The organism is Micromonospora sp. NPDC092111 (assembly GCF_044755745.1).
Taxonomy (GTDB): domain Bacteria; phylum Actinomycetota; class Actinomycetes; order Mycobacteriales; family Micromonosporaceae; genus Micromonospora.
This window is the reverse complement of record NZ_JBIVRQ010000001.1, coordinates 815,545-828,237: the sequence shown is the minus strand read 5'-3', so window position 1 is coordinate 828,237 and position 12,693 is coordinate 815,545. Positions and strand designations below refer to the sequence as shown.

The 12,693-nt window shown below is 74.7% G+C and carries 10 protein-coding genes; 8 read left to right on the top strand and 2 right to left on the bottom strand.

The features are described 5' to 3' along the window. On the top strand, nt 1-1,431 hold the full coding sequence (locus ACIQG9_RS03415; protein WP_400398010.1) for an aldehyde dehydrogenase family protein: 1,431 nt from the start codon (nt 1-3) through the stop codon (nt 1,429-1,431). After that, nucleotides 1,424-2,248 carry an aldehyde dehydrogenase family protein gene (locus tag ACIQG9_RS03410; protein ID WP_400398008.1) on the top strand — a complete coding sequence of 275 codons (825 nt, stop codon included), beginning with the start codon at nt 1,424-1,426 and terminating at the stop codon, nt 2,246-2,248. The genes ACIQG9_RS03415 and ACIQG9_RS03410 overlap by 8 nt, the downstream gene beginning before the upstream one ends. 22 nt (nt 2,249-2,270) lie before the next feature. Here the strand turns inward: ACIQG9_RS03410 and ACIQG9_RS03405 are convergent, their stop codons facing one another. Further along, complete coding sequence (locus tag ACIQG9_RS03405; RefSeq protein ID WP_400398007.1) at nt 2,271-5,705, bottom strand: fibronectin type III domain-containing protein; 3,435 nt, start codon at nt 5,703-5,705, stop codon at nt 2,271-2,273. 176 nt (nt 5,706-5,881) lie between these two features. Between ACIQG9_RS03405 and ACIQG9_RS03400 the strand changes: the two genes are divergently transcribed. From ACIQG9_RS03400 to cydC, 5 genes are all read left to right on the top strand, one after another. Continuing rightward, entirely contained in the window at nt 5,882-6,313 is a 432-nt protein-coding gene (locus ACIQG9_RS03400) for a BlaI/MecI/CopY family transcriptional regulator (protein ID WP_400398005.1), read from the top strand. Between the two features lie 10 nt (nt 6,314-6,323). After that, complete coding sequence (locus ACIQG9_RS03395) at nt 6,324-7,229, top strand: M56 family metallopeptidase (RefSeq protein WP_400398003.1); 906 nt, start codon at nt 6,324-6,326, stop codon at nt 7,227-7,229. Nucleotides 7,230-7,464: 235 nt separating this feature from the next. Then, nucleotides 7,465-7,701 carry a hypothetical protein gene (locus ACIQG9_RS03390; protein ID WP_400398002.1) on the top strand — a complete coding sequence of 79 codons (237 nt, stop codon included), beginning with the start codon at nt 7,465-7,467 and terminating at the stop codon, nt 7,699-7,701. Further along, a complete protein-coding gene (gene cydD, locus ACIQG9_RS03385) occupies nt 7,698-9,377 on the top strand; it encodes a thiol reductant ABC exporter subunit CydD (RefSeq protein ID WP_400398001.1) in 1,680 nt (559 codons plus the stop codon). The genes ACIQG9_RS03390 and cydD overlap by 4 nt, the downstream gene beginning before the upstream one ends. Then, on the top strand, nt 9,374-11,155 hold the full coding sequence (cydC, locus tag ACIQG9_RS03380; RefSeq protein ID WP_400398000.1) for a thiol reductant ABC exporter subunit CydC: 1,782 nt from the start codon (nt 9,374-9,376) through the stop codon (nt 11,153-11,155). The genes cydD and cydC overlap by 4 nt, the downstream gene beginning before the upstream one ends. Before the next feature lie 59 nt (nt 11,156-11,214). Here the strand turns inward: cydC and ACIQG9_RS03375 are convergent, their stop codons facing one another. Continuing rightward, complete coding sequence (locus ACIQG9_RS03375) at nt 11,215-11,556, bottom strand: PadR family transcriptional regulator (protein WP_400397999.1); 342 nt, start codon at nt 11,554-11,556, stop codon at nt 11,215-11,217. Between the two features lie 118 nt (nt 11,557-11,674). Between ACIQG9_RS03375 and ACIQG9_RS03370 the strand changes: the two genes are divergently transcribed. Further along, on the top strand, nt 11,675-12,664 hold the full coding sequence (locus tag ACIQG9_RS03370) for a DNA primase (protein WP_400397997.1): 990 nt from the start codon (nt 11,675-11,677) through the stop codon (nt 12,662-12,664). The last annotated feature ends 29 nt before the right edge of the window (nt 12,665-12,693 follow it).

Genomic DNA, 12,693 nt, shown 5'->3' with positions numbered 1-12,693 from the left:
ATGTTCGAATACGCACCCGCCCCCGAGTCCCGCTCGGTGGTGGACCTCCAGCCCTCGTACGGGCTCTTCGTCGACGGGAAGTTCGTCGACCCGGCCGACGGTGGCAGTTTCAAGTCGGTCAACCCGGCCTCCGAGGAGGTCCTCGCCGAGATCGCCGAGGCCGGCGCCGAGGACGTGGACCGCGCGGTCCGCGCCGCCCGCACGGCGTACGAGAAGGTGTGGGGTCCGATGCCGGGCCGGGACCGGGCCAAGTACCTGTTCCGGATCGCCCGGATCATCCAGGAGCGCTCGCGCGAACTGGCCGTGCTGGAGTCGCTGGACAACGGCAAGCCGATCAAGGAGTCCCGGGACGTCGACCTGCCCCTTGTCGCCGCGCACTTCTTCTACTACGCCGGCTGGGCCGACAAGCTGGGTCACGCCGGCTTCGGCGCGAACCCGCCGCCGCTCGGCGTGGCCGCGCAGGTCATCCCGTGGAACTTCCCGCTGCTCATGCTGGCCTGGAAGATCGCCCCGGCGCTCGCCGCCGGCAACACGGTGGTGCTCAAGCCGGCCGAGACCACCCCGCTGACCGCGCTGCTCTTCGCCGAGATCTGCCAGCAGGCCGACCTGCCGGCCGGTGTGGTCAACATCGTCACCGGCGCCGGCGACACCGGCCGCGCCCTGGTCGAACACGCCGGCGTGGACAAGGTGGCCTTCACCGGCTCCACCGACGTCGGCCGGGCCATCGCCCGGTCGGTCGCCGGCACCCGCAAGAAGCTCACCCTGGAGCTGGGCGGCAAGGCCGCCAACATCGTCTTCGACGACGCCCCGATCGACCAGGCGGTCGAGGGGATCGTCAACGGCATCTTCTTCAACCAGGGGCACGTCTGCTGCGCCGGCTCCCGGCTGCTGGTCCAGGAGAACGTCGCCGAGCGGGTGCTGGAGTCGCTGAAGCGGCGGATGGCCCAGCTACGGGTCGGCGACCCGCTGGACAAGAACACCGACATCGGGGCGATCAACTCGGCCGCCCAGCTCGCCCGGATCCGCGAACTGTCGGACGCCGGTGCCGCCGAGGGGGCGGAGCGCTGGTCGCCGCCGTGCGAGCTGCCCGACCGGGGCTTCTGGTTCGCGCCGACCATCTTCACCGGGGTCACCCAGGCGCACCGGATCGCCCGGGAGGAGATCTTCGGCCCGGTGCTGTCGGTACTGACCTTCCGCACCCCGGCCGAGGCCGTGGAGAAGGCCAACAACACGCCGTACGGGCTGTCGGCCGGGATCTGGACCGACAAGGGCTCCCGGATCCTGTGGATGGCCGACCGGCTGCGCGCCGGGGTGGTCTGGGCCAACACGTTCAACAAGTTCGACCCGACCTCGCCGTTCGGCGGGTACAAGGAGTCGGGCTACGGCCGCGAGGGCGGCCGGCACGGGCTGGAGGGCTACCTCAATGTCTGAGCGGGTCGCGGTACGCAAGACGTACAAGCTCTTCATCGGCGGGAAGTTCCCGCGCAGCGAGTCGGGACGGTCGTATCTCGTGCAGTCCTCGAATGTGTCGTTGGCCTCCCGCAAGGACGCGCGGGACGCCGTCGTCGCCGCCCGCGCCGCCGTCAAGGGGTGGGCCGGGGCGACCGCGTACAACCGGGGTCAGATCCTCTACCGGGTGGCCGAGATGCTGGAGGGACGCCGCGAGCAGTTCGTCGCCCTCGGCGTACCGGCCGCCGAGGTGGACGCGGCGATCGACCGCTGGGTCTGGTACGCCGGCTGGGCCGACAAGCTGGCCCAGGTGTACGGCGGCGCCAACCCGGTCGCCGGGCCGTACTTCAACCTGTCCGCGCCCGAACCGACCGGCGTGGTGGCCGTGGTGGCCCCCGACGCGCCGGCGCTGCTCGGCCTGGTCAGCGTGATCGCCCCGGCGATCGTCACCGGCAACACGGTGGTGGTGGCGGCCTCCCCGTCGGCGCCGCTCGCGGCGGTGACCCTGGCCGAGGTGCTGGCCACCTCCGACCTGCCCGGCGGGGTGGTCAACATCCTCACCGGCAAGATCACCGAGACGGTGCCGGCGCTGGCCGCGCACATGGACGTCAACGCGGTCGACCTGACCGGGGTGGCCGACGCCGAACTGGCGGCCGAGCTGGAGGTCAGGGCGGCGGAGAACCTGAAGCGGGTGCTCCGGCCGGCCCCGGCCGACCACGACTGGACCGCCGACCCGGGCCTCACCCGGATGACCAGGCTGCTGGAGACCAAGACGGTCTGGCATCCCAAGGGGGTGTGACGGTCCGGGCCGCTGGTGACGGTCAGCGGCCCACCCCGAGCGCGAGGACCGGGCGGTCGAACGTGATCGGGGTGGGCGTCGCACCGGTGGCCGCGGTGACCCGGTAGACGGTGCGGGAGTGGCTGCCCGACTGGCACCCGGGGTAGAAGACGGACTCGCTGTCCCGGGCCCAGGCCACCGGGTATCCGGTGCAGTAGTTGGCCGGCGTCAGGCTCCACAGCCGGGCGCCGGCCGGCGAGTAGCCGTACACCTTGCCGCCGTCCGTGCCGAAGGCGATCGTCGCGCCGTCCGGCGACCAGGCGGCGGGGCTGAACCCCTCGTCGCGGCCCCCGGTGTAGAGGGTCTTCTTCCCACTGCCGTTGGGGGCGCTCGTGTAGAGCGTCGCGGGTCGGGTGGCCGTGGTCATCGCCCACCGGTCGCCGGCCGGGTTCCAGGACGGCGGCCCGTCCCATCGGTTGGTGCTGACCCGGCTCGGGGTGCCGCCACCGGCGGCGACGACGTAGATGCCGTCCGACGGGCAGGTGTAGGTACCGAAGGTGCTGCTGCGGGAGAAGCTGACGGTCGCGCCGTTCGGGGACCACACAGGGTCGTCGTCGAAGGTGTCGATGCTGCACTTCGGGTCCTGGAAGGTGAGCTGACGATCCTGCCCGGTGGCCACGTTGCGGACGAACAGAGTCATCCCACGGCTGCCCCCCATCCGTTCGAAGACCACCTCGGTGCCGGCGGGATTGACGGCGACGGCACTCGGGCCGCCGGAGAAGGTGCCGCCGATCTGCCGCCTGCTGCCACCCCGGTCGTCGGTCTGGACGAGGCGCAGCGTGGTGAAGCAGTCGCTGCTCACGCACTCCACGGCGTAGAGGTGCTGTGGCCACGGGGCGTGCGCGAGCGTCCTGCGGTAGCGCAGGATCGACGGGTTGCTCTGGTCGAAGCCGAGCGACGGCAGGGCGATGCCGGCACCGGCGTCCAGTCCGCCGGTGAGCGTCCACCAGGGTTCGGCCGCCGGATTCGCCGCCAGGTTCACGTTGACGTCCGCCGTCAGGTAGGGGCCGGCCACGCCGTACAGGAACAGTTCGAGCCGGGGACCCACCCGCGCCGTCATCGACGCGCCCCCGGACAGGGCGGGCGGCGGGTAGCTGAAGCTGCTGCTGGTCTGGGCGATCGGACGAAGGCCGGCAGCGGACCACGACAGCCCGAGCGTGCCGGCGGCGTGCTGGGTGGCGCCCGCGCTGACCTGGGCGCTGACGGTGCCGTCGGCGGAGAGGTAGAACTGCAACTGCGGGGTGACGACCACCGGCACCGGGCCGATGCTGAACGTGATCGGCGCGAAGCGGATCGGCGCGGGCAGCAGCGGCACCGGGCCGAGCTGGCAGCCGCTCGCCGCCTGCGCGGTCGCGGTCAGCGACGCGTCCTGGGTGAGGGTGCCGGTGAACGTCACCGACTGCACCGAGAACCAGCCCCACTCGACCGAGAGGTTGACCGACGGGCTGACGCTGATGCTCCCCACCACCTTGACCGACCCGCCGCCCGTGCAGGTCACCGCCCTGTCGATGCCCTGTCCCACCGGGCTGGTCGACTCCCGTCCCGTGAGGCGGTGACGCAGCCGGTCCGGGGTCAGGGCGGGCGGACCCGATCCGGCGGGTGTGCCGGCGACGGCGACGTCGTCGGCGGAGAGCGGCGCGGACACCGAGAAGTGCCCGGCGCCGAACGCCTCCTGCAACGTCGCCGGCTCGGTGGCCAGCACCCGGTTGCCCTGCGCGTCGGTGCCGGTGCCGGTGACCTTGACCAGCAGCCCGTCGGGGGTGGTCGGGCCGGCCCCGGCGGACAGCACCTCACCGGGCTGCGGCGCGCTCGCCTGCGACGCCAGCACGACCTGCCGGACGCCCCCGGGTGGGCCGGTCACCGCCTGGACGTCGCCGGGCCGGGCCTGGTGGGTGCTGCTCGGCGCGGCCGTGTCGCCGAGGAAGTAGCCGACCACGTCGACGACGACGTGGGTGGCCCCGGCGGAGTTGTGCACGAGCGTGCCGCCGTCGACGCCGAGCGGGGCGACGGAGAGGTTGGGCACGACCGAGCCGGCCGTGAAGTTGAGGTCCGACGCGGTGGGTCGGGCGGTGACGGACGGATAGACGGTGAGGAACCCGGCGCTGGTCGGCTGGACCGCCGTGACGTTGGCGACCAGCCCGGTGGGCGGCACGGGTGCGGTCGCCGCCGGCAGGCCCGCCCGGCCCGCCACGACAACCGGCAGCGAGGCGCCACCGGCCACCGGCCCCCTGCTGGCGCCCAGCCCGGTGCGGGTGTCGACGATCCGGGTCGGCGGGACGCTGGCGAGATAGCCGCCGCCGACGGAGGGGTCCGAGCCGTCGCTGAACCAGCCCGTGACGTCGATGACGAGCGGAGTCGAACCGGCCCGGTTGTAGAAGCTCACCCTGCCGTCGCCGCCGACCGGCACGATCACCCGGTTGGCGAGGACCTGTCGGGCCACGAAGTTCAGCGTCGAGGCGGTCGGCCGGGGCTGCCCCGCCGGGTAGGCCGTCACGAACCCGCTGGCGTCGGAGCCGGCCACGGTGGTGTTGAGCACCACCGCGGACACCCCGGAGGCGGGCACCCCACCGGCCCCGGTGACCTGGACGTCGAGCCGGCCGTCCGGGCCCGGGGTGGTGCCGCCGAGTCCGGTCCGGGTGTCGACGAGCCGGGTGGGACTCAGCCCGTGGAACAGGCCGGCGGCGGGCGAGGCGGTCCGCGCGGTGGAGAACCAGCCGGCGGCGTCGGCCACCAGGTGGGTCGGCGCGGACGAGTAGACGACGACGGTGCCGTCCGCGCCGACCGGTACCACGGCCAGGTTGGCGACCGTCTGTCCCCGGTCGAAGTTGACGTTCGAGGCCGTCGGCCGGGCCGTTCCACCCGGGTACGCCGTGACGAAGCCACCGCCGGCCGGTTCGGTGACCGTGACGTTCAGCGCCACCGCCGCCACGCCCGTGGCGGGGATGCCCCCGCGGCCGGCCACGGTCAACACCACCTGCCGGGTGACTCCGGTCGGCGCACCCAGACCCGCCCGGGTGTCCAACAGCCGGGCCGGTGGCACGGCGGTCAGTGAACCGCCCGGGGCGGTCACGGTGACGGCCTGCCCGGCCCGGGTGGGCGGCGACACCTCGGCACCGGCCAGTGCCGCCACCTGGGCGACGTACCCGGTGTTCGGGCGTATCCCGGCGAGGACCGCGTGGTCGGCGCCGGCCGGGAGGTCGAGGGAGAGACCGGCGGGCACCGTTCTCACCCGGTACCCGGTGATCCCCGTGCTGTCCGGCGGCGGCGTCCAGTCCACGCGGAGGGCGAGCCCGTCGGCCTCCGCCGCGACGGCGACGGGACCGGGCGGTGCCCCGGCGGCGGACGCGGGCACGGCGGCGAGCGACCCGAGAACCGTCGCGGCGAGCACGACGGCCAGCCGACGGACGTGAGCGTTCATGGGTGCCTCCTTCACAGACTGGAGACCGTCTACCAGTCGGGTGGGGCCACCCGACAGTGGGCGGTCCGGCACCGGACAGCGGCGACCCCGATCTCGGTCCGAACGGCTGCGGGCGGTGCCGATTCGACCGGCCCCGGTCCGACAGTTGGTCGTACTACGGGGGGTAGGATTGCGCCGTGACTCGGTTGGGCGATCTTGAGCGTGCGGTGATGGACGTGCTGTGGGACTCGGTGCCCGCCGCGTCGGACGGGGTGACCGTGCGCGAGGTCGCCGACGCGCTGGACGGGCGCGAATTGGCGTACACCACCGTGATGACCGTGCTGGACCGGCTCGCCGGCAAGGGCATGGTGCAGCGGGAACGGGAGGGGCGGGCCTGGCGTTACCGGGCCGCCGCCAGCCGTGAGGCGTACATCGCCCAGCTCATGCTCGACGCCCTCGACCTCGGCGGGAGCCGGGACGCGGCGCTGGTGCGCTTCGCCCGGTCGGTGACCGGCACCGAGGCCGACGTGCTGCGGGCGGCGCTCGGTGCCGAGGCCGGACTGACCGACCGGGTCGAGGACCCGCAGGCCGGCCGGGCCAGGTTCGCCGACGAGGCGACGGACCGGTAGGGCGACGGTCGTGGCGTACGCCCTGCACTTCGCCGCGTCGATCCTGGCCTGTTGGCTGACCGCGCAGGTCCTGGCCGGTTCGACCTGGACGTGGCGGGCCCCCCGGGTGGCGATCGTCTGCTGGCAGGCGGTCGGGCTGGCGCTCGGTCTCTCCGCGATGGGCCTGCCGATGGCGCTCGGGTTGGCCGGGTACGACCGGCCGACCGGCGGCGCGCTGCTCGCCCTCGCCACCGACCTGGGCCAGGGCACCCTCCCGGCCGGGGTGACCGCCGTCCACCTGGGTCTGGTGGGGATCGGCTTCGGCATCGGGGTGGTGCTGCTCACCACGACCGTCCGCAGCGTGCACGCGGCCGTCCGGGCCCAGCGCCGGCACCGCGACCTGCTCACCCTGGTCGCCCGACGGGATCCGACGGTGCCCGGCGCGCTGGTGCTCGACCATCCCGGTGCCGCCGCGTACTGCCTGCCCGGGGTGCGGCCCCGGGTGGTGGTCAGCGCCGGGACGCTCAGCCTGCTCGACCGGGCCGAACTGGCGGCGGTGCTCACCCACGAGCGGGCGCACGCCCAGGAGCGGCACGATCTGGTGCTGCTGCCGTTCACCGCGCTCTGCCGGGCGCTGCCGTGGTTCCGCTGGGTCCGCGACGCGCACGAGCGGGTGGCCCTGCTGGTCGAGATGCGGGCCGACGACAAGGCCCGCGAACTGCACGCCGAGGCTCCGCTGGCGGGTGCGCTGCGGCGGTTCGCCGCCGCCGGCCACCGGGTCACCCCGGCCGGCGCGCTGGGCATGGGCGACCGCGATCTCGACGTCCGGGTGCAGCGGCTGATGGTGGCCGACCGGCCGCCCCGGCTGCTCGGGGCCGCCGCGCTGGCGGTGGCGACCACCCTGGTCGCCCTGCCGATCTCCCTCTTCCTGAGCTGACCTGATCCCGGCCGCCGGTCGGCCCCGGGGAGCGCGCTACTGCCAGGATCCGGTGGCCTCGCGCGGGCCCGGACGCACTGTTTCCACGTTCGCGCACGATCTTGCGGGCGCCGCCGGGGGAACAGCTACTACGCCTTGTCGTAATGTTGCCTACGACATGACGCAGTAGACACGTGTAGCGAAGCTACGTGTAGGCTTCCTACGATAAGGGAGCCGACACCCCTGGAGAGCGGTCATGGACACCCTGCTCCTCGCACGCCTGCAGTTCGCCACCACCAGGACCGGGCCGTCTCCGGCGTGGACCCCCGTCGTGATGCTCACCTCGCCGGTCGGCTTCAGCCTGCTGCTCGGGGCGGTCGGCCGGCTGGGCTGGCTGGCGCTGCCGCTCCTACCGGCCCTACTAGGCTTTCAGGCGATGTGCTGGTGGGTGTTCCGGGGACGGACCGACGGCAGGGCACCGGTGTACTGGTGAACCGCCGTCCCTTCGACCCACGTCTGCTGCGTCGGGTCCCCGGGGCCCGGCGCGACCTCGCCGTGCTCGCGGTCCTCGGCGGGCTCACCGCGCTGCTGGTCGTCGGGCAGGCCACCGCCCTGGCCGCACTGCTGGCCACCGCGATCCACGGGCGGCTGGACAGCACCGCGCTGGCCGGCTTCGTCGCCGCCGTCGGCGGTCGGGCCCTGGTCTCCTGGGGGCAGGGCACGGTCGCGGCGCGGGCCGCCGCCACGGTGAAGGCGACGCTCCGCGCCGACCTGCTCGCCGCCGTCGGCCGGCACGGCCCCGGCTGGGTGGCCGGCCAGCGGGCCGGGGAGTTGGCCACCCTCACCGGGCGCGGCCTCGACGCGCTGGACGCCTACTTCACCGGGTACCTCCCCCAGTTGGTGCTGAGCGTGACCGTGCCGGCGGCCGTACTGGCCCGGCTGGTCTTCGCCGACTGGGGCTCGGCCCTGATCATCGCGCTGACCATCCCGCTGATCCCGGTCTTCGGCGCGCTGCTCGGCTGGCAGGCGCAGGCCGCCACCGAACGCCAGTGGCGGCGGCTGGCGCTGCTCGGCGGGCACTTCCTCGACATGGTCGCCGGGCTGCCCACACTGCGCGCGTTCGGCCGGGCCCGGGCACAGACCGGGGTGGTCCGCCGGATGGCCGACGGGCACCGGGTCGCCACCATGAAGACGCTGCGGATCGCCTTCCTCTCCGCGCTGGTGCTGGAGCTGGTCGCCACCCTGTCGGTGGCGCTGGTCGCGGTGCCGGTCGGCATCCGGCTGCTCTCCGGCGGGATCACCCTGTCCACCGCGCTGCTGGTGCTGCTGCTCACCCCGGAGGCGTACCTGCCGCTGCGGGCGGCCGGCAGCCGGTTCCACGCCAGCATGGAGGGGCTGACCGCGCTGGACGAGGCGCTGACCGTCTCCGCCGACCCGGCCGGCGCGACGCCGGCCGCCCGGCCCGGGCCGGCACCGTCCGGCGCCGGTGAGATCCGGTTCGAGAACGTCACCGTCAGCTACGACCGGACCACCGCGCTGCGGGACGTCACGCTGACCGTCCGGCCCGGTGAGCGGATCGCCGTGGTCGGGCCAAGCGGCGCCGGCAAGAGCACCCTGCTCAACCTCCTGCTCGGCTTCGTCGCCCCCACCTCCGGCCGGGTCACCGTGGCCGGCGTCGACCTCGCGGGTGTCGACCTCGACGACTGGCGTCGGCAGGTCGCCTGGGTGCCGCAGCGGGCCCACCTGTTCGCCGCCACGCTGGCCGACAACATCCGCCTCGGGGCCCCCGACACCCCGGACGCCGCGCTGGCCGACGCGGTCGCCGACGCCGCCCTGGACGACGTGGTGGCGGCCCTGCCCGAGGGGCTGGGCACCCCGCTCGGCGAGCGCGGCCACGGGCTCTCCAGCGGCCAACGGCAGCGGGTCGCGCTGGCCCGGGCCTTCCTCCGGGACGCCCCGCTGGTGCTGCTCGACGAGCCGACCGCCCGGCTGGACACGGCGAGCGAGGCGATCGTCCTGGCCGCCACCCGCCGGCTGGTGGCCGGGCGTACCGCGCTGCTGGTGGCCCACCGGCCGGCGCTGCTGGAGGACGCCGACCGGGTCCTGCACGTCGCCGACGGCCGGGTCACCGAGCTGAACCCGACGCCGGCCGGGAAGGCGACCCGATGAGCGGCACCGGAGCGGAGCGGGCGGTGCTGCGGCTGGCCCGGCCGTACCTGGGCCGGCTGGTCGGGGCGGGGCTGCTCGCCGCGGCCACCGAACTCGCCGGGCTGGCCCTGATGGCCACCGCCACCTGGTTGCTGATGAGCGCCGCCGGCCGGCCGCCGCTGGACCGGCTCACCGTGGCCATCGTCGCGGTCCGGGCGCTGGCCATCAGCCGGGGGGTGTTCCGCTACACCGAACGACTCGCCGGCCACGACGCCGTGCTCCGCATGATCACCGACGTCCGGGCCCGGGTCTTCGCCACCCTCGCCGGCCGCCGGGACACCGCCGGGCAACGGACCGGGGACGCCCTGAGCCGGCTGGTCTCCGACGTGGAGGCGGTGCAGGATCTGCTGCTGCGGGTGCTGGTGCCCGGCGCCGCGGCGGCGCTGGTCGGCGCACTCGCCGTCGGTGGGGCCGCGCTGCTCTCCCTCCCTGCGGCCGGGGTGCTCGCGGTCGGGCTGCTGGTCGCCGGGGTGGCGCTGCCGATGCTGGCCACCGCGCTGACCCGACGGGCCGCCGACGAGGTCGCGCCGCTACGCGGGGCGCTCGCCACCGACGCGGTGGACCTCACCCACGGCGCCGCCGACCTGGCCGCCTTCGGTGCCACCGGGCCGGCGCTGCGGGCCGCCACCGGCCGCGCCGACCGGCTGGCCCGGCTGGAGCGCCGGCTCGCCGCGACCGGGTTCGCGGTGGACGGCGCCGGGGTGCTGGTGGCCGGGCTGACCGCCGCCGGGGTGGTGCTCGCCGCGCTCCGCGCCGGGGTGGACGGCGTGCTGGTGGGCGTCCTCGCCGTCGGCACCCTCGCGGCGGTGGAGATCGCTCTCGCCCTGGTCGGCGCGGCCCGGCAGCACACCCAGCTCCGGGCCGGGCTGTCCCGGGTCGCGGCCCTGCTCGACGAGCCCGACGCCGGGCCGGCGGCGACCGGGACCGGTGAGTCGGGGGCACCGACGGCGGGTCCTGTCCCGGTGCCCGAGGGGGCGGCGCCCGACGTGCGCTTCGCGGGGGTCGTCGTCCGGTACCGGGCGGGTGCCGCGCCCGCCCTGGACGGGGTCGACCTGGACCTGCCGGCCGGCCGCCGGATCGCCGTCGTCGGGCCGAGCGGCGCCGGCAAGAGCACCCTGGCCGCCGTGCTGACCGCAGCCGTACGCCCCGACGCCGGGCGGATCACCCTGGACGGGCGCGACCTGTCGGCGTACCCGGCCGAGGAGCTGCCCCGGGCGATCGGCGGGCTGCTCGCCGAGGCGCACGTGTTCCACGCCTCGGTGCGGGACAACCTGCTGCTCGGCCGGCCCCGCGCCGACGAGGCGGAACTGGCCGCCGCGACCCGCGCCGCCGGGCTGCTGGACTGGGTCCGCGCCCAACCCGACGGCTGGGACACCGTGGTCGGCGAGGAGGGCGGCCAGTTGTCCGGCGGCCAGCGGCAGCGGCTCGCGCTGGCCCGGGCGCTGCTCGCCGCCCCCGCCGTGCTGGTGCTGGACGAGCCGACCGAGGGCCTCGACCCGGTCGCCGCGGACGCGGTGCTCGCCTCGGCGTTGTCCGCCACCCCGGCCGGGCACTCGGTGCTGCTGATCAGCCACCGGCTCAGCGGTCTGGACGGGCTGGACGAGATCGTGGTGCTGGACGCCGGCCGGGTGATCCAGCGGGGCCGGCATCCGGAGCTGGTCGGCGTCCCCGGCTGGTACCGGGACCAGTGGCTGCTCCAGGAGGCCGCCGAGCGCGGCTACCTGGCCCTGGCACCCTGACCCCCTGGCGGGGTTGAGCTGGAGCGGCGGGGGCTTCGGGCCGGGGGTGGGCCGGCGGATCAGGCCGGGGTGGGGCCGGGGCCGCCGGGGGCGAGGAAGCGGCCGACGGTGGCGCTGAACTCCCGCCAGCCGGCGCGCTCGCCGGCGAGCGCCGCGCGCCCGGAGTCGGTGAGCCGGTAGGTACGCCGCTCCCGCCCGTTGACGGTGCTCCAGGAGCTGGCCACGTGACCGGCCCGCTCCAGCCGGCGCAGTGCCGGGTAGATGGTGCCGGTGGGTAGGTCGAGGCTGCCGTCGCTGCGGGCCCGGAGCGCCTCGATGACCGCGTAGCCGTGCAGTTCGCCCTGCTCCAGCACGGCCAGCAGCAGCGCGTCGAGGTGGCCGTGCAGCGCCTGAGCCTTCATACGTAGCTACGCTACTTGTCGGCCGTCCGGACCGCCAGCGGGGTGCGGGGTCCGCCCGCGCCGGGACGCCCACTAGGGTATGTGCCCAGAGTCACTCGGCGACCGGACGGGTCGGCGAGTGGGCAAACCGACGCACACGGAGGTCAGCGTGGCCCGCCAGTCGCCCCAACGGCCCGACGCCGACGAACCCGAGCTCGACGACACCGACGGGCCGGCCGAGCCCGAGGTGGAGCCCGGCCCTGCCGACCGCTCCCTCTGGGACGAGCTACGCATCGACCCGGTGGAGATCGCCCTGCCCGCCGGCACCGGTTTCACCCTCCGGGCGTACCGGCCGGCGCGCGAGCTGACCCCGACCGACGTCGCCGAGCGCGACGAGGACGACCCCTTCCTGGCCCGGCGCCAGGTCGTCGAGACCGAGGACGACGAGGAGGTGGTGATCCTCGACGAGGAGTTCGCCGCCCTGTCGGCCGAGGACGAGGACGACGAGAAGGACGAGGACGGCAAGAAGCCCGCCGGCCGCAAGCGCGCCACCACCGACGACGCCGACGCCGGCGTCACCGACTCCGACGCCGGGGAAGCGGCCGACGAGGAGGAGGACGAGGACGAGGATCCGGCCGGCGACGAGGAGGTGCCGGCCTTCCTGACCCACAAGGGCCGGCTGCTGCTGTTCAAGTCGCCCGAGGCGCTGGTCAGTTTCATCCGTTCCGGTGCGCCCAACGACATGTCCCAACTGGACGGCTGGAATGAACTGTCCGAACGGGTGGAACCGGCCGACATCGCGCCGCTCGACGAGGACACCTACGAACTCGACCTGGTCGTGGAGAACCTGCGTGGCGGGCACGACACGTGGGACCCGACGCTGCTGATCGAGGCCGGTGAGGCGGCCCGTGACCTGTCGTACGCGCTGCGGCTACCCGCGGTGCTGGACATGCTCTCCGCCGGCTCCAGCCTGGACGACCTGGACGAGGCGCTGCGCGCCTCTGTCAACGGCGGAATCGGTGGTTTTCTCGGTCGACGTCGGCTGAAGAAAATCGGGGCACAAACCGCAAGTTTGGGTTGGCGCACCATTGTCGGGAAGATCTCTGCTGTCGTGGACTGGCGCGACTGACCCCGAGCGGGGAGCATCAACCTCTGGCA